Raw genomic sequence first — 21,894 nt, forward strand, 5'->3', positions numbered from 1 at the left:
GTTTCGCCGGTTACTGTGGGGTTTGTGCAGCAGTAGGTTTTAATTACTTTGCGAGCCTGAAAACAATCGAGAATTTATTTAGTTTACAACTTATAGGAGTACAACTTTTTTAATGTTATTTCCGTACAAGGATTAGATATGAGCCCTAATAATAACAAATCCGTGAGCGTTTTATTGGTTGATGACGACGAGATCAACAACTTCATCTCTATTAAACTGATTAAAAAAGCTTTAGCGAACACAGACATCATGGCCTGCCTGAACGGGAGATTTGCGATCGATCAGCTCGCGGATATCCAACGGAAAGACCCAAGTAAACTACCCGATTACATTTTGCTGGATATAAACATGCCGATAATGAATGGCTGGGAGTTTTTGGATGAGTACAAGCGCATCAATCTCGATCCGCTTGGCAAAAGCAAGATTTTTATTATTTCCTCATCTGTTTTCAGCAACGATATCAACAAAGCGCGCTCGTACCCGCTGGTGAAAGATTTTATATCTAAACCGCTTAACGTTGATAAAATAAAGGAACTTTTCGGGGTTACTGAAGAGGCGTAACCGTAAATTGTTCGTCTTGATAGCTTACTGTACCTACAGCATTTGCGCGGGCGTGGTAAAATAAACAGGTATAACCTTCTGCAGCAGCTTTTTTGCCGTACTCTATTCTTAATTCTGCCGAACGGTGGCCATCATAATCGTATTTGGCCACAAATTTCCTTATCAGTTGCTCGGGTTCGGGTAATTCATCACCTCCAAAAAACACTTTACTGCCATCCAGATCAAACCAAAGCACCTGGTGGTATTTGCTATGGCCTGCGCTCGGCTCATAAGTAATGCCCGGCCTAAACTCGCCGTTGCCTTCTACAAGCGTCATTTTCACTTTGTCCTTCAGGGCTTCAAAAATCTCTTTATGGTACGATGATGATGCGCCGGTTAGTGCATATTCCCATTCCTGTTTATTGATCATGTGCTCGGCATCGGGGAAGCTTGGCTCCAGTTTGCCGTTGCGCTCAACCACCAGGCCGCCTGAGTGGTCGTAATGCAGGTGGCTCATGATGACAAGGGTAACATCCTCCGGGTCGAAGCCGGCGTTACGGATGTGCTGGTGCAGCAATAATTCGTCGCGGGTATCTTTATAACCCAGGCCGGCATCTAATAAAATAAGGTCGGTACTTGTTTTAAGCAGGAAAGGGTTCACATGGATGAACAACGAACCGGGGCGGTCTTTTCTATTATCCGTTTCCGGGTTAAAAGGAATAAACTTTTTTGTACTATCAACCGAATACGAGCCCTCGCCTAAAACAAAAATTTCCATAGTGGCGCAAATATACGGCTATAAATTGTAACGGTTTAGTCATAAGGGGTGTCTATTAGAATATGGGAGGGGGGCGAAATTTAACCACGGAGCCCGCAGAGGTTACGCGGAGGTGAACAGAGCTTTGCAAATTGACTTAAGAGTTTTAATTTTTCTTTGCGGCTTAGCGCCTTTGCGTGAGTAAATAACCACAAGACAGGCTCTCTGCGAACCTCTGTGCAACCTCCGCGCCCTCTGTGGTTAAATAGCCGCTATGTTAAAAACTGTTAAAATATTCACAAATAATTTTGATATACGAAATCTATCGTAGATATTTGTACGAAGGGATTCGTAATAAGGATAAAATGGAACTGAAACCAACAGAAAGCGAGCTGGAAATTTTACAGGTGATCTGGAAAAAGGGCGAGTGTACCGTTCGCGAGGTGCACGAAGAACTCATTAAAAGCAAAGAATCGGGTTATACCACTACCCTGAAACTGATGCAGATAATGCACGAAAAAGGTTTGGTAGAGCGTAACACCAATGCCAAAACACACCTGTACAAAGCGGTAATTACCCAGCGCGAGGCGCAGAAGGGCGCGTTGGATAAGATCATATCCACCGTGTTCAAGGGCTCTACCAGCGACTTGGTGATACAGGCCCTTGGCCAGCATCGCGCCTCTAAGGATGAGATAGACGCCATTAAAGATTACTTGAAGCAGTTTGAAGGTAGAGAATAGAGGTTAGAGAATAGAGGTTAGAGGTTAGCGCTTTTTACTTTAGGATTTAGCGTTTAGTTTTTAGAATTTCTCCTCATTTAGAATTTAGGTTTTAGATCTTAGAATTTAAATAACATAAAATGCAAAGCTTGTTGTATAACATCAGCCAGGTTTTAGGTATCGCCATTCTGCACTCGTTGTGGCAGGGTTTGTTGGTTTGGTTTCTGTTGCGTATAGCCTTCGGGGCCATGCCGCTGCTGCCTGCCGCTAAAAAATATAACGTGGCTTTACTAGCCATGTTCGGTATTGCTGCCTGGTTTATGGTTACCTTGTTTAAAGAAGCAAGTAATTTTAACTGGCACCCGGTGAATACAACAGGTGCAGGCTTTGTACAGCAGCCCGGGCTGGTTAACCAGCTATCGCCCTTTACAGCACAGGCCGACAGGTATTACTATGTTATTGAAGGTTATTTGCCCTACATTTCTATCCTTTATATAGCAGGTTTAGTGGTGAACCTGCTTAAACTGAGCTATTGCCGGCTAAAGCTGCGCCAAATAAAAAAAGCGCTGTTGCCTGCCGCCCAATTGCAATGGCTAACCGAAGAATTTGCAGCCAAACTTAATATCAGCCGCTATGTGCGCGTACATTTTAGCGAGTTGGTTGATGTTCCCTGCATGTTGGGGTATTTGAAACCTATTATCCTTTTACCAATTTCCCTATCTGCTAACCTCACCGTTGCCGAAACGGAGGCTATTTTACTGCACGAACTCGCCCATATTAAACGGAATGATTATTTGGTGAACCTGCTGCAGCAGGTAATAAATTCCTTATTGTTCTTTAATCCTTTTGCCCAAATAATAAACCGTTTAATAAGCGTTGAGCGCGAGAACTGCTGCGACGACCTGGTGGTGCAAACCACCAATAACCCGTTGGTTTACGCCCGTGCATTGCTCAAGTTAGAAGAAAGCAGGCATGCAAACCTGCAGTTTGCCCTTGCGGCGAGCACCAACAAAAATGTTTTACTAACCAGAATTGAACGCATCATGAAAACTCAACAAAAAATAGGCAATATACGCCACCTGGTGCTTGCCATATTACTTTTAGCCGGCAGCTTAAGCAGCATTGCCTGGCTAAACCCCGAAATTAAGAACGGTAAAGTAACCGTAAAAGCAGTAAAACCTGCCGAAGTAATTGATAACCTGAATACCCTTTTTGCCGATACTACCCGTAAAAAAGCCGCTAAAGCCAAACCCGCTAAAAAGGCCGTTGCCGCAAACAAAACAAAAACCTACGTAAACGACGAAGGTATCCACTACAATTTTAACGACCCCGAGCTTGACCGCCTGAGCGCCGACGTACAAAAACAGGCCGACGTAATAAACAAATACTACAACAGTGCCGAGTTTAAGGCTATATCTGCCGACCTGGAAAAACGCGGCAAAGAGATAGGCGATTTTTACGCCAAACCCGAACTAACAAGTTTAAGCGAGAAGATGGGTAAGCTGGGCGAGGAGTTCTCGAAAAAATACGGCAACAACCCCGATGCTGAGAAGTACAGCCAGCAAATGGGCGAATTAGGCAAGAAGATGGGCGATTATTACAACTCATCGGCATTTAAAGATATGAACAACGCCCTGAGGAAGAAATACAACATCACCAGCGACTATAACGACAGCCGCGACGAGAACTACAAAAAATACCAGGACGAGTTGCACACTAAAATACCTGCTGATGTGCAGCAGTACAGCGAAACCATGCGCGCCTTGGGCGAAAAAATGCGCAGCTTTTATCAATCTGCAGATTATGTGGCCGCGCGCGACCAAATGAAACTGATGGGAGATAGCATGCGCAAGGCTTATAACAACCCTGCCATGAAGCAGCAGCAGGAAGAGATGCGTAAGCTCAGCCAAAAAATGCACGACTATACCAAAAGCCCTGAGCTTGCCCGTGCCAAAAAAGAGTTGAAAGAAGCTTCAGCACGCTTAAAGGCCTATACCAAAACCCCCGCCTTCGAGAAAAAGATGAAGGAATACCGCAAGCAAATGAAGGCTTACAATTGGGATAATAACTTCAAGTTCGACTACGATAACGACAATAACAATAATAACGACAATGATAACGACAGCAATGATAGTGCTGAGCGTATAAAAAAGGAAATAAAAGAAGCCCGTAAAGCCGCAGAAGAAGCCGCTAAAGAAGCGCCCGCGGAGCCGGTGAAGCCGTAAGGCAGTTAGCAGTGGGCAGTTTGCAGTAAGCAGTTGCCAGTTATCGGTTCGCAGTTTGCGGAGAGTAGAAGCAGTTTACTGCTACATATTCTGTAAACTGCGAACCGTTATTGCATATAGCATAGTAACTGCGGAACTGCCCACCGCAAACCGCAAACTGAAATTAGCTATTTTTTTTAGCAAAATCTTTTCGATAAACATCCTTTTCGTAATTTAGTGCTTTCAAAAAAACAGAAAGCGCTTGTTATGCTGCAGAAGCTCACTATACAAAATTACGCACTGATAGATAACCTCGAGATCAAGTTCGATAAGGGCCTAAACATCCTTACGGGCGAGACCGGGGCGGGTAAATCCATTATTTTGGGGGCGCTATCGCTGATATTGGGGCAGCGTGCCGAGAGCAAATACTTCTTCAATCAGCAAAAAAAATGTGTGATAGAAGGCTCTTTTAAAATAACCGGCTTTAAACTTAAAAGCTTTTTTGAAGAGCACGACCTGGACCATGAGGACGAAACAGTTCTGCGCCGCGAAATATCGAGCGATGGCAAAAGCCGCGCTTTTATAAACGATACACCGGTAAATCTTACCCTCCTGAAACAGTTCGGCGAGAAGCTGATCGATATCCACTCGCAGCATGCCACACAGGAAATAAACGACCCCGATTTTCAGTTATTGGTGGTTGATGGCGTTGCTGACCATCAGCCACTGCTTACCGAGTACCAAACCAAATATAAGGCTTACCGTAAGTCGCTTACCCAGCTACAGCAACTTATCGAACAAAACGATAAAGCTAAAGCCGACCTGGACTACTTCCAGTTCCAGTTTGATGAATTGGATAAGGCAGCCCTTGCCGGCGATGAGCAGGAGGCGTTGGAGCGCGAGCTAAACACGTTAAACAATGCCGAGGAAATAAAACGCAACTTGCTTGGCGCACACTACCTCATGCACGAGGGCGAAACATCGGCCATTATACAACTCCGCGAGGCCGGGCAGCAATTATCATCGGTAGAGAAATTTACGCCCGAAGTTGAAGAACTACACGAGCGCCTCAAGAGCACATTGATAGAACTGAAAGACATTGCCGCCGAAATAGAAACCATAGAGCAGCGCACCTTTACCAACGAAGCCCGCGCCGAGGAAGTGAACACCCGCCTGAGCCTGTTATACAACCTGCAAAAAAAGCACAGAGTAAGCACTAACGACGAACTATTGGCCATACAAGCCGACCTGTCTGAGAAGATAGCGCAGGCCGTTTTTGGTGATGAAGCGGTAGAAAAACTGCAAAAGCAAATAGATGCTGCCAAACAGGAACTGGAAAAATTAGCTGCCAAACTATCTGCCAATCGCAAAAAGGCCATCCCTGTTATTACTAAGAAAGTGCTGGATAACCTGGCAGAAATGGGGATGGGGAATTCGGCGATGGAGATAGATCAGGTAGTGAGGGAGGCGGTAAGTCCGCAAGTCGGGAAAGACGCTTCGTCTGCGGACTTTCGGACTTCCGGACTTTCGGACCATCTTACAAAGACTGGTACCGATAACATTCACTTCCTTTTCTCAGCTAACAAGGGGCATGCTTTGGCGGATATGAGCAAGGTGGTATCGGGCGGTGAGTTGAGCAGGCTGATGCTCAGCATAAAATCTATCATTGCAGAATACACTGCTTTGCCAACTATTATTTTCGATGAGATAGATACGGGGGTAAGCGGCGAAGTAGCTAACAAGGTAGGGCAGGTGATGGAGCGCCTGGCGCAAAACCTGCAAGTGATTACCATAACCCACCTGCCGCAAATTGCCGGTAAAGGCAAAAGCCATTATTTTGTTTTTAAAGACCATAGCGACGCCGTTACCAAAACCCAGATAAGAAAACTAACCAACGAAGAACGCGTGCGCGAAATTGCCAAAATGCTAAGCGGCGATAAGCCCGGCGAAAGTGCTTTACAAAACGCAAGGGAATTGTTGGGGCAACCTAATCCGCTAAGCGGGGAGTTGGACCTGCGGTAGATAAATAGTTGTTTAAATTTATAAGCAAGTATGCGCAAGTTAATTATCATCCCCTCGCTTATTGTGATCATATTCATTGCGGGAGCGATATTGATATATAACACCCACCCCATAGCGCTAAAATGGGCAACAGGTACTGCAAGAGTATTGGGTAAACCCATCCCTGCTAGCGTTTATACCAACGATAAGCAGGATAGCAGTATATTGGTTTACAAAAATGGAGATGATGGGTATGTTTTAGGACTGAAAAAGTTTGATAAGCAAGGCATGCTGCGCTATATACAAATTTATCCTAAGTACAATTGGGTAGGCCGGCCTGCGGGAACGAGTACCTATGATTATGACATAATAGCCGGCAGGCTGTTCCAAAGCGAAGTTGGCCAAAAAACAAGCAGTTTTAAGGATGACATGAAAGGTTTTGGTATGGACCCGCATCTATCCGTGGCAGGCAAAAACATATCATTTAATGTCCCCTACCAATATCTCGGATATAATACAATTAAGGTGATACTCAACTAAGCCGATTCGCTACCGCGAGTTTTTAACTCGTGGTATGGCATTGTTGCAGCTTTCAGCTGCTATTTGTCGAAAGCAGGATGCTTTCGATGTGCACCACCACGAGATACGCTTTCGCTAAATCTCGCGGCAGCGGGAGTTGTTTTCATCAAGAGATCCTAAAATCAAGCGCATCATGGTTCAGAAAATACGGGTGAGATTTGACAACTTTTAGAAAGTTGTCAAATCTTTACGCATGCTCGCGTTAGGGATAGGAGCGGAAACCCCACAGCCGCGGGAAGGCCTGAGCGAAGGAAAGGGCGAGGAGTTGCAGTGTATAGCCCGGGCCGAAGGCAACGCCATAAAAATTTCTGAACTCGAATTTTAAAAGAATTAGATGAATTATTCAGAATTTTAAAGCAATCGGGTTGTAGTTGCTTTACCACAAAACCCAACTGCAAACTGCCCTCCGCAAACTGCGAACAAATTTATACCTTTGCCCATTATAAAAACCAAAAACAATGGCTTACAATTTATTAAAAGGTAAAAAAGGAATTATTTTCGGGGCGCTTAACGAGCAGTCTATCGCCTGGAAGGTGGCTCAGCGTTGCCATGCTGAGGGTGCCGAAATAGTTTTAACCAACTCGCCGCTGGCCTTACGCATGGGCGAACTGAATAAACTGGCGGAAGAATGTAATGCCCCTGTTATTCCGGCTGATGTTACCAGCAATGAGGATGTTACCAACCTGTTCACCAAAAGCATGGAGCATTTTGGCGGCGGTGTTGATTTTGTGCTGCACTCGATAGGTATGAGCGTTAACGTGCGCAAAAACATTCACTATACCGAAAACAACTACGATTTTACCCACAAGGGTTTTGATATTTCGGCACTGAGCTTTCACCGAGTTTTGCAAACAGCCATGAAACTGGATGCAATAAACGAGTGGGGTTCGGTATTGGCCTTAACTTACATTGCGGCCCAGCGCGTATTCCCTGATTATAACGATATGGCCGATAACAAAGCGTACCTGGAAAGCATTGCCCGTAACTTTGGTTACCAGTATGGTGTTAAAAAACACGTACGTGTGAACACCATTTCGCAATCGCCAACCCGCACTACTGCAGGTAACGGTGTAAAAGGCTTTGATGGCTTTGTAAACTACGCCGAAAAGATGAGCCCGCTTGGCAATGCTGATGCCGACCAATGCGCAGATTACGTAGTAACCCTGTTTAGCGACCTTACCCGTATGGTTACCATGCAGAACTTGTTCCACGATGGTGGTTTCTCGTTCACCGGCGTAACCCAGGCGGTTATTGAGCAAATGGAGAAGTAATCAGCCCCACCCGGCCTCCCCTGAAGGGGAGGAGATAAAATATGCGAGCTTCTAAAAGTCTCTCCGCTAACCAGTGGAGGAGATTTAGAGGGAGCTAACAAAAAAGGCACCCAACCGGTGCCTTTTTCTTTTTTGAAAATTTACTGAACATATATGAGGAAACTTTCCGCGGGTTAGGCGGAAAGTTGGGGAAGCCCTTACTGGTTAGAGTCGATCAATACAACTTTAACGTTGCCGTTACCGGGGTTGGGTGTGGTTAAGTTACCATCATAAGCTTGTGCATAAATAGTGAGCAAGCCACGTTCGTGAATGTAGCTATAGCTTACGCCATTGAATACTTCGGGTATTTGCTCGTATACACCATTGGTGAACGATAGGTAAACCAATACGCCTGCATTATCGTTGGCATAGCTATCAAGTTCGGGCATGTTAATGGATTGTTTCCAGGTTTTGCCATTATCAAGGGTAGTCCATTGGTTGGTGCTCACGCTGGTAAGGATAGTAAGGTTGTTGTTAGGCGCTACTACGTTGTCTTTTTGGCAGGATGATGCCGTCAATACAACGATTGCCAGGCATAGGATAGATAGAATTCGTTTCATAATAATTGTGCTGTTTATATTGGTATGAACAATTTTAACAGGAAAGGTTTAACGGCTTTTGTAATTATTATATTTGGTAAATAACCTTATGAAACAATACCTGCTTTTTTTGCTGCTTTTGCCGCTTACTGCGTTTTCGCAAGTTAAAATTACCGGCAAGGTTTTGAACGCCACGGGCGGCAAGCCATTAGGGAATGTGAGTGTGTTCTTAAGTAACGCTACTGTGGGCAGCAAAACGACCGACGACGGCACATTTACGCTATACAATGTGCGCCCCGGGCAATACGAGCTGGTAGCATCGGCTGTGGGTTATAGCACTTACCATATTGTTGTATTGGCCGCCAACGCCGATATCACTGTGGCCGACATTAAGCTTGAGGCGAAAACAACCGAGTTAAAAGAGGTGGCCATTACCGGCGAAAACGACTGGGAGAAGAATTTTGCAAAGTTTAAAACCCAATTTTTGGGTACCTCGGAAGCTGCTGCCGAATGTAAGTTGACAAACTACGATGCCCTTACGTTAGATTACGACAAGCAGACGGGCAAACTAAGCGGCTCATCTAACGATTTTATTGAACTGGAGAATAAATACCTTGGTTATAAAATTAAGTACTTGCTTGCCTCTTTCGATTGGGATGAGCGGGGAGGGGTCTTATATTTTGCAGGATCGTCGGTTTTTGAGGATATGAATGGTTCTGCATCACAAAAAAAGCGATGGCAGAAGCGGCGCAAAGAAGCCTACGAAGGGTCGAGTATGCAATTTTTACGCGGATTGGTTAGCGATAGCATAGAATTGAAAGATTTTAAGGCTTACCGACTTATCAGAAAACCCAACCCGCAGTCGAAAGGCCTTTCTGATAAATATATACAAACGCTGATTAATAAGCCATTGGAAAAGTCGGAATTTTTGCGCCCCACCAATCTTTCCGGTATATATGCTATTAGCTTTAAAGATTGCCTGTCTATCAAATATAAAAGCAACCGGTCAACAGTAGTAACCATCAAAAGCGACTACGCCTTTTTCGACCTGAACGGCATCATTGCAAACCCTGCCGATGTTTTTTTTGAAGGCGCATGGGGCCTCAACCGTATGGCCGAGATGCTGCCGGTAGATTATGCGGTAGAGAAATAATTTTCGCCCCCAGCAATGTTACTCAGTACCACCTACCACAAGATTTCCAATGTTCGTATCCAATTGCGCTATCACTTTCCCGAAGGATTTGTTAAACATCCATTTACCTGCCATATAACCGAGCGGAGGTAATATAATGACACAGGCAATCAGCACCCACCAAGCGCTTGGCTTGTCCATAAAGGTAGTAACATCTTTACCGGAGGCAAATACGCCACCCCACAGATAGCCGCCTGCTGCGCTGAAGGGATAGATAATAGCTGATACCCGCATTTGTATCCGCATCCAAGAGTTAAGGGCGTTGCGGTTGCGTTTTAGTTCGGCCAGTAAGTTATCTGCCAATACATCATCATCTACCGAGCGGTAAAGTTGCCGGGCACTTAGTAAGCCCCAAAGCGTAAACAAAAGAGTGATGCCAATTAAGGCTCGTATTTGCCAGTAGTTAAAAAAATACAGGATGCAAACATACATGCCTATGCAAATACCCACGCCCACCATATTTTGAATAAGGAGTTTCTTCATCCGTTTTAGCGGACTATTTTGCTCCGGCTTTAGTTGCGCTATACCCTGTACTTCGGGCAAACCTGCGGTTTCCGGTTGGTGCCCTTTCCATATTTGTTCAATATCCATGGCTTAACTTGCTTTTAAAATGTTTTGTAATTGATCTTTTATCCGGTGCAGCTTTACGCCTATGTAATTTGCGGTAATACCAAGCACGCTTGCAATTTCGGGGTTGGCGTAACCCTCCAGATGCATAGTAATTATTACCCTATCCACATCAGCCAATTGCCTTATAGCTGCATATAGTTGATGCACTTCTTCCCTTTGCTCGGTTTGCGGCGCTACGGGGATGACGAATTGCTCTATAGAATCGGTATAGCTTACCGGCCGTGTTCTGCGGTTTATAGTGAAGATAGTGTTAATAGCCACCTGGTAAAGCCATGTGCTGAATTTGGCTTCCTGCCTAAAACCCTTTTGACCATTCCAGGCGTTTAATAGTATCTCCTGGTAAAGGTCGTTACGGTCAGTTACCGAATAAGCGTAGAGGTTTATCAGCTTAAGGATAAGCCCATGGCAGCTTTTTACCTGCGTTAAAAATTCCTGCTCTTCCAATTAAAGTTTAGATAAAATTTGGTAAAGCATTGCTCCTAATAACACAACAAAGTGGAGTACAAACCATGTGCGTTGCCACAGGGGGCGTTCTGTAAACTTATTATGATTACCGGGCATAGCAACCAAACTAATGCCGAGCATAGCAAAACCATATTGCCATTCTTTTAGCACGAACAGCACAATAGCGGTAATTAACAGGCAACCATAAGCGATCAAGCTATATCTCGCCGGGCAAATTTGTACAGATGGAGTTGATAAAGTTTTCATATTTCATTTTTGCAATAAGTACCATCCGGAAGCAAATTATTACATGATGGCTAAAATAAATTAAAATAAGCCGCTGATATGATTATGATTGGGTGTAGCACAAAAAAGCCCGCTTACTTTCGTAAACGGGCTTGAATATTTAATGAAGCTTAAGCAGCTTATTGTTGTTGCTCTTCGGGCGTTTTGTCTTCGCCGGCGGCTTTGTTTTTGGCTATAACTTTTACCTGTTCGGTTTCTTTGTCAAAGTCAACTTCCATTACATCGCCTTCGGTAAGTTCGCCTTTCAGTATTTCTTCGGCAATTGGATCTTCCAGGTATTTCTGGATGGCGCGTTTAAGCGGGCGTGCACCAAATTGCGAATCGTAACCTTTGTCGGCAATAAAGTCCTTAGCTGCAAGGGTCAGTTCAATTTTGAAACCAAGGCTGTTCACACGACCAAATAAGGCTGCCAGTTCGATATCGATAATTTTGAATATCTCATCTTTACCCAGCGAGTTGAACACTATAACATCGTCGATACGGTTCAGGAACTCAGGAGCGAAAGCGCGTTTCAAAGCATTCTCGATCACGCCACGTGAGTGTGCATCTGCCTGTGTTGCTTTTGCATTGGTAGTAAAACCAACACCCTGGCCAAAATCTTTTAACTGGCGTGCGCCAATGTTAGATGTCATGATGATGATGGTATTCCTGAAGTCAACCTTGCGGCCTAATGAGTCGGTCAGCTGGCCTTCATCCAATACTTGCAGCAGTATGTTGAACACATCAGGGTGAGCTTTTTCTATCTCATCCAACAATACTACAGCATATGGTTTGCGGCGTACTTTTTCGGTAAGCTGCCCACCTTCTTCGTAACCTACGTAGCCCGGAGGCGCACCTACTAAGCGCGACACGGCGAATTTCTCCATGTATTCGCTCATGTCTATTTGGATCAGTGCATCCTCGGTATCAAACATAAAGCGGGCAAGCTCTTTAGCAAGCTCCGTTTTACCAACACCGGTAGGGCCTAAGAAAATGAACGAGCCTATTGGTTTTTTAGGATCCTTCAAGCCTGCACGGGTGCGCTGAATGGCGCGGGTCAGCTTTTTAATAGCATCATCCTGGCCAATGATTTTGCCCGAAATAGTATCGGTCATGTTCAGCAATTTCAGGCTGTCGGCCTGGCCTACGCGTTGTACCGGTATGCCGGTCATCATAGCCACTACTTCGGCAACGTTATCTTCAGATACGGTGTAGCGTTTAGATTTTGTTTCGGCTTCCCAAACGGCTTTAGCCTGGTCAAGCTCCTCTAACAGGTGCTTCTCGGTATCGCGCAGTTTGGCTGCTTCTTCGTATTTCTGGCTGCGAACAACCTTATTCTTTTCAATTTTTATCTGCTCTATCTTCTGCTCAATATCCAGTATCTGTTGTGGTACGTGGATATTGGTTAAGTGAACACGCGAGCCCGATTCGTCAAGCGCATCAATAGCTTTGTCCGGTAAAAACCTGTCTGTAATGTAGCGGGTGGTTAAAGCCACGCAGGCGTTGATAGCCTCATCGGTGTAAGTTACGCCGTGGTGCTCTTCGTATTTCTCTTTAATGCGGTTCAGTATCTCAACGGTTTCATCAGGTGTAGCAGGTTCTACCATTACCTTTTGGAAACGGCGGTCTAAAGCGCCATCTTTTTCGATGTACTGGCGGTACTCATCAAGCGTTGTTGCGCCAATGCATTGTATCTCTCCACGGGCCAAAGCCGGTTTAAACATGTTAGAGGCATCAAGCGAGCCTGATGCGCCGCCTGCACCAACAATGGTATGTATCTCGTCGATGAAGAGGATAACGTCCGGAGATTTCTCCAACTCGTTCATCACAGCTTTCATACGCTCCTCGAACTGGCCACGGTATTTGGTACCGGCTACCAGCGAGGCAAGATCTAAAGTTACCACGCGTTTGTTGAACAACACACGCGATACTTTACGCTGAACAATGCGCAATGCCAAACCTTCGGCAATGGCGCTTTTACCTACGCCGGGTTCGCCTATCAGGATAGGGTTATTCTTTTTACGGCGGCTCAGGATCTGCGATACACGTTCTATCTCTTTTTCGCGGCCTACAATAGGGTCAAGCTTGCCTTCTTCGGCAGCTTTGGTCAGGTCGCGGCCAAAGTTATCCAGCACCGGGGTTTTTGATTTGATATCCGATACCTTTTTTGGTTGGGTAAAGTTGTCGTCTTCTTTAAAGTCGTCGTCGCCACCGGTTGATGATCCGGGCATCTCGTCGGTAACGTCGTTTTTATGCGATTCTACTTCGCTCTTAAATACTTCGTAATTCACGCTGAATTGAGTCAAAATCTGCGAAGCTATATTATCTTCATCGCGAAGGATAGAGAGCAGCAGGTGCTCGGTACCTATAACATCGCTTTTAAATATTTTCGCTTCCAGGTAGGTGATTTTTAATACTTTTTCGGCCTGTTTGGTTAAGGGTATACTGCCTATATGTACGTTGGTGCCAATGGTGCCTTTTACGGCATCTTCCACAGCACGGCGTAATTTGGCGGTATCAACAGTTAGCCCTTTTAATAATTTGATTGCCACGCCATCGCCATCGCGAATAAGGCCGAGCAAAAGGTGCTCCGTTCCAATATAATCGTGGCCAAGGCGCAACGCCTCTTCCCTGCTGTACTGAATCACATCTTTTACCCGCGGCGAAAATTTAGCTTCCATATATACCTTTCTGATTATGATCGTCCTAATCTATAAAATTATCTCTGTTAAACAAGGCGTTCGTTTTTAGATTTATCAACAATGTTGCCAACTTTTTACCCTTTTTGCAAACAGACAGTTTTATGAAGAAAGCCCTGTTTAAACGGAATATGAATATAGCAGTTTTTGTTTTTTAAACTTTAGAAACACCTGTGCATCAGCCCCAATACGGCAATTGTTTATGTTATGAGCTGCTTTTGCCGGTTTAGTTTAACCTGTGTAACAAATTGCCCGTTTTTATGAAGTTTGCGGGCAAATAGTCACGTTTTGTATGACAATACGGCATGCGTTAATTTTGCCCCGCCGTATGTTAAGCCATTATTAGCAAACCAAAACAATTGTAATGTAATATACAAGTTATCGGATGAATTTTGCGTGAAAATTTACAATGGAATTGTTCTATTCGCCGGCATCGCGAAGCAATGCCTCTATTAATTGAGAAGATATGCGGAAGTTGGTTTGTTGCATTTTTTCGAGGTAGGGTTTTAAAAGCGGAATGGCTCCTAACTCTTTAGCCAATAAAAGCACGCCGCCTGAGCCTTTTATGGCAATGCCTCGTTTGGCAGCAAGCTTCCTTGCATCTTTGTCGTCTGTTAACAAGTAATCACAATCAATTTCAGCAGCTAAGGCAATGGCACTTGCCTCACCCGGATCTACCTGTTGCGCCAACTGTTGCTGGAGTTCGGTATTGGTGACGGTTTGGATATTTACCCAATCGGGCAAAGGGTTGCCATATTCTGCGGCTATCTCAGGAGTGGTAATAATATTACCGAATAATTGCGGTAGAAGGTGTAAAGCCTGTAGTTTCTCTAAGATGATGAAGCAACTGGTATCCGTTATTACAACGGTGAGTTTATCAGTCATTTTTCAGGTCTGCTTCGATACTTTGGTCGAGGTAGTGCACGCCAAAATTGATGAGTATTTCAGCAAAATCCCATTTCTTCATTCCACACATTTCTGCTGCCTGCCCAAGTGTAAGCTTATCAGCTTCGTATAACTTGGCAGCCAGAAAACGCACGGTATCGTCGTGCTCTTTCTCCAGTTGTTCCGGAACTTGAAGTGTCATGGTCGTCATAATATAAAGATAGTGTTTTTCTGTCGAAGGTGAATGAGTTTCCATCGTGAAAATCTTTACGCACAGTATTACAATAATTTTGTTGCGAACCTTATTTACAAGATATTTGAAGCCTTGTACATTATAAATCAATCTGTATAGTATGGCTGACGAGAAGATCATATTTTCTATGGCAGGGGTGAGCAAAGTTTACCCGCCGCAAAAAACAGTACTCAAAAATATATACCTGTCGTTTTTCTATGGTGCCAAAATTGGCGTTATCGGTTTAAATGGTTCGGGTAAATCGAGCCTGCTCAAGATCATTGCAGGGATAGATAAAACCAACATTGGCGAGGTGGTGTTTTCGCCGGGCTACACCGTGGGCTACCTGAGCCAGGAGCCTGAGCTTGACCCTAACAAAACCGTAAAAGAAATTGTAGAAGAAGGCGTTGCAGCCACTACGGCTTTACTGAAAGAATACGAAGAGATAAACGAGAAATTCGGGCTGGAGGAATATTATAGCGATGCCGATAAAATGGAGAAGCTGATGAACCGCCAGGGCGAACTGCAAGATCAGATAGATGCCGTGAATGCCTGGGAGCTTGATACCAAGCTGGAGCGCGCCATGGATGCCCTGCGCTGCCCCGACCCGGATACCAAAATATCGGTACTATCGGGTGGTGAGCGTCGCCGCGTGGCCTTGTGCCGTTTGCTACTGCAGGAACCGGATGTATTGTTATTAGATGAGCCTACCAACCACTTAGATGCTGAATCTATCGACTGGTTGGAACAACACTTGCAGCAATATAAAGGTACCGTAATTGCCGTAACTCACGATCGCTACTTTTTGGATAACGTGGCAGGCTGGATACTGGAGCTTGATAGGGGCGAGGGCCTGCCATGGAAAGGCAACTATTCATCGTGGTTGGATCAAAAATCTAAACGCCTTGCCCAGGAAGAAAAGAGTGAGAGTAAACGCCAAAAAACCCTGGAGCGCGAGCTGGAATGGGTGCGCATGGGCCCTAAGGGCCGCCACGCCAAATCAAAGGCCCGTTTATCTAACTACGACAAATTAGCTTCGGAAGAAACAAAGGACAGGGAAGAAAAACTGGAGTTGTTTATTCCGCCGGGCCCGCGTTTGGGGAATGTGGTGATAGAGGCTAACAATGTTACCAAAGCTTATGGCGATAAAGTACTGTTCGAGAACCTGACTTTCTCGTTGCCGCCTGCGGGTATAGTAGGCATTATAGGCCCTAACGGTGCGGGTAAAACAACACTGTTCCGCCTGATAACCGGGCAGGATACACCTGATGCCGGTACCTTCCGCGTAGGGGAGACGGTTGCCTTAGGTTATGTTGACCAAATGCACGACGACCTTGACCCCAATAAATCTGTTTACGAAAACGTAACCGGCGGCCTGGACACCATTATGGTGGGCAACCGCCCGTTAAACGCGCGCGCCTATGTATCGCGCTTCAACTTCAACGGTGCCGATCAGCAAAAGAAAGTAGGTGTATTATCGGGCGGCGAGCGTAACCGCGTGCACCTTTCTATCACGTTGAAAAAAGGATCGAATGTGCTGCTGCTGGATGAGCCTACCAACGATATCGACGTGAACACATTGCGTTCGTTAGAAGAAGCTTTAGAGAACTTCGGCGGCTGCGCGGTTATCATTAGCCACGACCGTTGGTTCCTGGATCGTATTTGTACCCACATACTGGCTTTTGAAGGCAACTCACAGGTGTACTTTTTCGAGGGTAACTACAGCGATTACGAAGAGAACCGTAAGAAACGCCTGGGCGATGTGGCTCCTAAGAGGATCAAGTATAAGAAGTTGGTGGAGTAGTTTTTTTAGAGTCAAGAACTAAGAATCAAGAGACAAGAAACGATAATAAACAGCACGAGCCTCGGCGAAAGCCGAGGCTCGTGCTGTTTGCCAGTATGTCATTGCGAAGCCTTGCGCGGGGTGAGAGCGCAGGCGGCTGTGGCAATCTCGTCGTATGCATATCGGTAATCTGTAGCGACGAGATTGCCGCGCCGCCCCCTTTTCGCTCATGCCCCTCCCGGCGGCTCGCAATGACAAACGGTAATTTATGCTATTGAGTTATAATCGATTTAGGCACCGTCACAAACCTCTTCCTGTAAACCCTATAAGCCAACCACAGTCCCAAGCCCATCACCCCAAACACCCACAGGTTTGCCAGTGCAAGTATTACTTCTGTAAACATCAACCAACCATTCACAATAGCCATCCACAGGCGTTTAAAGAAAGGTAACTGGTAAGATGAAGGGTCATCGTTAGCAACCATCTCTTTTACAATGGTATTGCTTTGGTAAAAGGCGAGGCTAATGTTGCTGTATTTTACCGCGGCATCAATGCGCTGGTTGTTTATTTGGCCGTCAACCAGGTCGTCCTTTAGCCATAATACGGCAGATGGATCTTTGATATTTATCTTTCCGCTTTTTTGCTGGGCGATGAGTTCGCGACGGTTGTTCAGTTTCATTTTCTCCGACAGGTAGTCTAACGATTTGTCGGCAATATCCATTTGGCGCGAGGTAATGTACATGCCCATGTGGCTAACCTTCACCATGAAATCTTCCAGTTTTTCTGATGGTACCCGCACGGTCATGTCCGCAGCTGTGCTAAAGGCCGAAACGTGCATCACCGAATCATCGCTTACGCGGATATCCTGGCTGTTTACAACATTCGAGTGCATTTGGTGGTGCATTACCATGCCGCCATAACGGTTGGTTAGTGCGGAAACAGAATCGCCGGTTCGCTGTACATTTTTTACTTTGAAGGCCATATCGGCAGTTTTTATCAGTTTGGCGTTCTCGGCAATGGTGGTGTCGGCCGCAATGCCCACCGTGTCTGCCGTTGCTGAGCGGTTATCGGTATTGGCATATTCATAATTTCCTGATTTTCCTTTACACGCTGCCAGCAATGCAACGCCTGCCAGCACAACTAAAATTTTTGTTCTCATGATGATTCGTTCGGTTTAGTATTTATACCCAATATCATGAAATAGTAACCCGGAATTTTAGAATTTATTTTTTATAAGTAATTGATAGTTAGATATTTATAAAAATAAAAATAGCCGCGCGGAACATATCCGGCGGCAATATAAGGCAGCAGCAAACCGAGCCTGTTTGGCTCTTTTATTTTGGTGTCGCTAAATGAGGAATTAAAAATTTACGGCTATGTATCGGTTTTATATTGATACCATTAGGCAATAAAAAGTAACCCTATTGTTATGAAAATAGGTATGGTAAAACATGAAGAACCCTGTAATGCCCGGCATTACAGGGTTCTTCAAAAGGCCTACTTGCCCGGCTGCGGATGCTTCTCTTTCAGAAACTTTAATACCTGCGGAAAAAACTCCGTGAAGTTTTTGTATTTGTTGCTGTTGATGTAATTATTGTAAATAAAAGGGGCAAGCTCATCCACATAAATAAAATCGCTGAGGGTTTCTTTAGCTAATTGGCGTTTATAGAGGCGTTCGGTACGGTATTTTTTGTAGAGAGCGGCGGTAATGGAGCGCACCAATGTTTCATCAAAGCAATAGCGCCAGGTGCTAATGTTATTGCGTTTTTGCCCGTCATCATCTTTGTTGAACAGGTATTCCAGCGCGTCAATTTCCTTCTCATGCTCTTTCAGCAAAGTATTCACATAAACATGGCTGCCCTCGTGCCATACCAGGTTTTCAAAATCCTTAAATTCAAATACCGGGTCGGCATCGGGTTTGCCACCACGGGTGAAATAGCCGGTGTTGTATACCAGCAGATCGGAAAATTGCGGGTTGAGCGTTTTTGTCATGATGGCGTGCGAGCCCCAACTGTTCAGCGGATCTATACAGATGTACCACTTCACGTCGGCATTATACCTATAAAAATCCTGCAGGTTTTTAATGTACTGTACCGAATCAAGTTTATGCTTCATTTGGTTGCCCCAAGTTGTGTAACTTGGCAGATGCTGCTGATAAAAATCCCAGAATTTGGTATCGTTGAAAAAGTCGCGGCATAATTTTATGTACTCCAGCACATTCTCTTTGCCGTACATTTTGTACCAGTTTACATCGCCGGTGGGTTCGTAAATTTTAATGTTCGGGAAATCACTCATGCACCAGCCCAGCTCCACCAGGTCGGTATACGTGTTGCCGAAAGATTGTACTTTTTTAACCGCCGGGTGCTCCTTAAACTTCCCAAAGTATTCCAGCGCCTCTTTGCTGTAGGCCGATGGATTGGGTTGGGGGTATTTTTCGGCCAGTATTTGGATAATGGTGAATAGCTCTACGCCGGGGTGCACCTTCACAGTAAGCTTTTCCTGGCAAACCGCCAGCAGCGGCAGCATGGATAAGAGGCAAATGGTAAGCAGTTTTTTCATGTTTTTGTGATTGATCTGTGCAAGTATCAACCGCTATACGCATCGCCGCAACTGCGATTGGCCAACCCTGCTTATTTGTTGATGAACAGGGAAAAGAGGTGGTGTTAACGTTCGTCAGCCAATAGCGGGCATTTATCACCAACAATGCCGCTTTTATATATTACAGTTTAAAAGCCCGGGGCATCCCTCTATATTTACCGCTAATGAAGCGGAAGTATCTTATACTTTTACATGTGGCGTTTTGGGCTGTGTTTGTTTTAAGCAATGCTGTCCCCAAGTTCATGTCAAACAGCTTGTTCTCTTACCAGGGGGCTACGCCCGATGCTTTACTATTCTTTAAATACTTGCTGATAGAGCTGGGCTACGCACTTATTTTCATGAGCTGTTTTTACGGCAGTTATCTGTTTATAGCACCGCAGTTTTTTGTGCGGAAAAAATATTTTGTTGGCTTGGTTGCCACTGTACTTTGCCTGGGTTTTATTATTGCGTTGCGGTATACACTGGAGTATGGCTTCTTTTTGCCGGTGCTTGGTTTTGATAACTACCGGGGGAATATTTGGCCGGCAAAGCGGTATATAAGCAACATCGTTTTCTACTATTTCCCGGGGTACTTTATGTACGGCATGGCCTACTTTTTTGCCGAGAACTGGTACTGCAACAGCCGTCGCCACCAGGAATTGCAGAAAGAGAAGCTGGCTACCGAACTGGCCTTCCTGCGGTCGCAGGTAAACCCGCATTTTTTGTTCAATACCATTAATGATATTTATGCGCTCACGTACCAAAAATCGGATATGGCGCCTGAGGCGCTGCTGAAACTATCGGTAATGCTGCGCTACATGCTGCGCGAGGGCAACGAAGATTTTATGCCCCTGAACCGGGAGGTGGAATATTTAGAGAACGCCATAGCGCTGCAACGCATAGGTGCAAAAGGGCAGGCATATATTAATTTTACGCAGGAAGGTTATATTGGCGAGCAACCCGTAGCATCGTTGCTGTTTATTGCATTTGTAGAGAATGCCTTTAAGCACGGTGTTTGGAATGACCCGGAACACCCGGTAGGAATTTACCTGCATGCCGATAACCTGGGCGTTATTTTTAATGTGCGCAACAGAAAGAACAACGGGCTTAAAGATAGCACCGGCGGTATAGGTTTAAGCAATGTGCAGCGCCGCCTGCAATTGATATACCCCGACAGGCACCGGTTAACTGTAAAGGATGAGGCCGGGTTTTACGAAGTGAATTTAATTTTAAAACAGAACTGATGCGGTTAAAATGCCTTGTAGTTGATGATAAGCCGCTTGCCATTGATATTATTGCGGACTATATAGGGAAAATTCCGTTCCTGGAATTGGCGGCTACTACTACCGACCCGGTGGCGGGGCTGGGTATTGTGCGCGAGCAGGGCATTAACCTGGTATTCCTCGATATTCAGATGCCGGAACTGAACGGGCTGCAGTTCATCAAAATAGCAGGCTGGCAGTGCAAAGTTATTTTAACTACGGCCTATAGCGAGTACGCGCTGGACGGCTATGAGCACGACGTAGTTGATTACCTGCTGAAGCCCATCGCTTTCGACAGGCTTTACCGTGCGGCAGAGAAAGCTTTACAGGCTTTTGGCAGCACAGATGCCGTAAACAGCCCGCAGCGTCAGCAGATTGCCCCGCTGCAACAAGCCAATAGTACTAACTACCTTTTTGTAAAAACCGAACACCGCATACAACGGGTAAACCTTGATGAGATATTGTACATAGAAGGGTTGCAAAATTACGTCAGTATACAAACGCCTGCCGAGCGCATCATGAGCCTGCAAACCCTTAAACGCATAGCCGAACAGTTGCCCGGGGATGATTTTGTGCGGGTGCATAAATCATTTATTGTGGCGCTAAAGCATATTACCTACATCGAACGCAGCCGCATTTTTATAGGCGAAACAATAATCCCCGTAGGGGATAGCTACAGGGATGGGTTTTATAATGTTATAAGTCTTAAGCCCTAAGTATTGAGTCTTAAGTCGGAAGTCCTAAGTTTGGCCGCATTACGGATAGAGCCTCTAAAGACTACAGACTTAAAACTTACGACTTTATTCAGGGCAATTATCCTTGCGGCGGGTATCTATGATGTAAATAATCTTCCAGCCGGCTTTGGTTTTCATGAGTTGGAAAAAATCGATGCCGCAATGGCTGAATTTATCGCCCAAGTAAAATTTATAAGGAGTCCATACGCTGGCGAGTGACCCGTCAACTTTTATATCGCCAAAGGTGATGCGTTCGTCGTAAACTTCTTTATGCGGCGTACCTACCGATTTAATAAAGCCGGCAGGGTTCTCGTTTTCGAGTGTATAACTACCATCAGCAGTTGGCTTCAGTCCCTGGAAAGCGATGCCATCGGCAAAGGTGGCCTTCAGCATGGTGCTATCGCCTTTGCGCATGGCATCAAACATGGTGGTGATGGTTTTCTTGATATCTTCTTTATCGGTTTGGCAGAAGGCAGGTGTGGCGAGCACTATAAGCGCTAAAGCAAGGAATATTTTTTTCAT

At 45.2% G+C, this 21,894-nt stretch carries 21 protein-coding genes; 10 read left to right on the forward strand and 11 right to left on the reverse strand.

The features are described 5' to 3' along the window. Positions 1 to 138: 138 nt before the first annotated feature. Positions 139 to 561: a response regulator gene (locus BC343_RS19855; RefSeq protein WP_078349536.1), complete on the forward strand. Its 423-nt coding sequence runs from the start codon at positions 139 to 141 to the stop codon at positions 559 to 561. On the opposite strand, the gene BC343_RS19860 is transcribed toward BC343_RS19855, so the two are convergent. Continuing rightward, entirely contained in the window at positions 545 to 1,318 is a 774-nt protein-coding gene (locus BC343_RS19860) for an MBL fold metallo-hydrolase (RefSeq protein WP_078349537.1), read from the reverse strand. The two genes, BC343_RS19855 and BC343_RS19860, sit on opposite strands and share 17 nt — an antisense overlap. Positions 1,319 to 1,662: 344 nt before the next feature. Here BC343_RS19860 and BC343_RS19865 point away from each other — a divergent pair, with 344 nt between their 5' ends. The 5 genes from BC343_RS19865 (at position 1,663) to BC343_RS19885 (ending at position 8,071) form a co-directional block, all read left to right on the forward strand. Continuing rightward, positions 1,663 to 2,037, forward strand: coding sequence for a BlaI/MecI/CopY family transcriptional regulator (locus tag BC343_RS19865; RefSeq protein ID WP_078349538.1), 375 nt, complete (start codon positions 1,663 to 1,665; stop codon positions 2,035 to 2,037). A gap of 119 nt (positions 2,038 to 2,156) precedes the next feature. Next, positions 2,157 to 4,241 (forward strand): M56 family metallopeptidase, encoded by a 2,085-nt coding sequence (locus BC343_RS19870; protein WP_078349539.1) that lies wholly within the window; start codon positions 2,157 to 2,159, stop codon positions 4,239 to 4,241. A gap of 246 nt (positions 4,242 to 4,487) precedes the next feature. Further along, positions 4,488 to 6,242 carry a DNA repair protein RecN gene (gene recN, locus BC343_RS19875; RefSeq protein ID WP_078349640.1) on the forward strand — a complete coding sequence of 585 codons (1,755 nt, stop codon included), beginning with the start codon at positions 4,488 to 4,490 and terminating at the stop codon, positions 6,240 to 6,242. Between the two features lie 30 nt (positions 6,243 to 6,272). After that, the gene (locus BC343_RS19880) at positions 6,273 to 6,761 is read left to right on the forward strand and encodes a hypothetical protein (RefSeq protein ID WP_078349540.1); all 489 of its coding nucleotides are present in this window, start codon (positions 6,273 to 6,275) and stop codon (positions 6,759 to 6,761) included. Positions 6,762 to 7,258: 497 nt separating this feature from the next. Continuing rightward, positions 7,259 to 8,071, forward strand: a complete 813-nt coding sequence (locus BC343_RS19885; RefSeq protein ID WP_078349541.1) for an enoyl-ACP reductase FabI — start codon at positions 7,259 to 7,261, stop codon at positions 8,069 to 8,071. A 197-nt stretch (positions 8,072 to 8,268) separates the two neighbouring features. On the opposite strand, the gene BC343_RS19890 is transcribed toward BC343_RS19885, so the two are convergent. After that, entirely contained in the window at positions 8,269 to 8,670 is a 402-nt protein-coding gene (locus BC343_RS19890; protein ID WP_078349542.1) for a hypothetical protein, read from the reverse strand. 88 nt (positions 8,671 to 8,758) lie between these two features. On the opposite strand from BC343_RS19890, the gene BC343_RS19895 reads away from it, so the two are divergent. Continuing rightward, positions 8,759 to 9,802, forward strand: a complete 1,044-nt coding sequence (locus tag BC343_RS19895; protein WP_078349543.1) for a carboxypeptidase-like regulatory domain-containing protein — start codon at positions 8,759 to 8,761, stop codon at positions 9,800 to 9,802. Positions 9,803 to 9,820: 18 nt separating this feature from the next. On the opposite strand, the gene BC343_RS19900 is transcribed toward BC343_RS19895, so the two are convergent. The 6 genes from BC343_RS19900 to BC343_RS19925 all read right to left on the reverse strand — a co-directional run bounded on the left by BC343_RS19900 (position 9,821) and on the right by BC343_RS19925 (position 14,986). Beyond that, positions 9,821 to 10,432, reverse strand: coding sequence for a hypothetical protein (locus BC343_RS19900; RefSeq protein WP_078349544.1), 612 nt, complete (start codon positions 10,430 to 10,432; stop codon positions 9,821 to 9,823). Between the two features lie 3 nt (positions 10,433 to 10,435). Beyond that, positions 10,436 to 10,915: an RNA polymerase sigma factor gene (locus BC343_RS19905; protein WP_078349545.1), complete on the reverse strand. Its 480-nt coding sequence runs from the start codon at positions 10,913 to 10,915 to the stop codon at positions 10,436 to 10,438. Next, positions 10,916 to 11,182, reverse strand: coding sequence for a hypothetical protein (locus BC343_RS19910; RefSeq protein WP_143822277.1), 267 nt, complete (start codon positions 11,180 to 11,182; stop codon positions 10,916 to 10,918). A 158-nt stretch (positions 11,183 to 11,340) separates the two neighbouring features. Further along, positions 11,341 to 13,881: an ATP-dependent Clp protease ATP-binding subunit gene (locus BC343_RS19915; RefSeq protein WP_078349547.1), complete on the reverse strand. Its 2,541-nt coding sequence runs from the start codon at positions 13,879 to 13,881 to the stop codon at positions 11,341 to 11,343. A gap of 438 nt (positions 13,882 to 14,319) precedes the next feature. Next, positions 14,320 to 14,784, reverse strand: coding sequence for a DUF3368 domain-containing protein (locus BC343_RS19920; RefSeq protein ID WP_078349548.1), 465 nt, complete (start codon positions 14,782 to 14,784; stop codon positions 14,320 to 14,322). Beyond that, positions 14,777 to 14,986, reverse strand: coding sequence for a UPF0175 family protein (locus BC343_RS19925; protein WP_238381813.1), 210 nt, complete (start codon positions 14,984 to 14,986; stop codon positions 14,777 to 14,779). Before BC343_RS19925 ends, BC343_RS19920 begins: the two co-directional genes overlap by 8 nt. 151 nt (positions 14,987 to 15,137) lie before the next feature. On the opposite strand from BC343_RS19925, the gene ettA reads away from it, so the two are divergent. Beyond that, positions 15,138 to 16,820, forward strand: a complete 1,683-nt coding sequence (gene ettA, locus BC343_RS19930) for an energy-dependent translational throttle protein EttA (protein WP_078349549.1) — start codon at positions 15,138 to 15,140, stop codon at positions 16,818 to 16,820. Positions 16,821 to 17,070: 250 nt separating this feature from the next. On the opposite strand, the gene BC343_RS19935 is transcribed toward ettA, so the two are convergent. Continuing rightward, the gene (locus tag BC343_RS19935; protein WP_078349550.1) at positions 17,071 to 17,958 is read right to left on the reverse strand and encodes a DUF4349 domain-containing protein; all 888 of its coding nucleotides are present in this window, start codon (positions 17,956 to 17,958) and stop codon (positions 17,071 to 17,073) included. Between the two features lie 338 nt (positions 17,959 to 18,296). Next, positions 18,297 to 19,358: a DUF4932 domain-containing protein gene (locus tag BC343_RS19940; RefSeq protein ID WP_078349551.1), complete on the reverse strand. Its 1,062-nt coding sequence runs from the start codon at positions 19,356 to 19,358 to the stop codon at positions 18,297 to 18,299. A 281-nt stretch (positions 19,359 to 19,639) separates the two neighbouring features. Here BC343_RS19940 and BC343_RS19945 point away from each other — a divergent pair, with 281 nt between their 5' ends. Together BC343_RS19945 and BC343_RS19950 are read left to right on the forward strand one after the other, a co-directional pair. After that, complete coding sequence (locus BC343_RS19945) at positions 19,640 to 20,620, forward strand: sensor histidine kinase (protein WP_162276902.1); 981 nt, start codon at positions 19,640 to 19,642, stop codon at positions 20,618 to 20,620. Next, positions 20,620 to 21,354: a LytR/AlgR family response regulator transcription factor gene (locus tag BC343_RS19950; RefSeq protein ID WP_078349553.1), complete on the forward strand. Its 735-nt coding sequence runs from the start codon at positions 20,620 to 20,622 to the stop codon at positions 21,352 to 21,354. Before BC343_RS19945 ends, BC343_RS19950 begins: the two co-directional genes overlap by 1 nt. Positions 21,355 to 21,438: 84 nt before the next feature. On the opposite strand, the gene BC343_RS19955 is transcribed toward BC343_RS19950, so the two are convergent. Beyond that, positions 21,439 to 21,894, reverse strand: coding sequence for a nuclear transport factor 2 family protein (locus tag BC343_RS19955; protein WP_078349554.1), 456 nt, complete (start codon positions 21,892 to 21,894; stop codon positions 21,439 to 21,441).

It is taken from the genome of Mucilaginibacter pedocola (assembly GCF_002013915.1).
Taxonomy (GTDB): Bacteria; Bacteroidota; Bacteroidia; order Sphingobacteriales; family Sphingobacteriaceae; genus Mucilaginibacter; species Mucilaginibacter pedocola.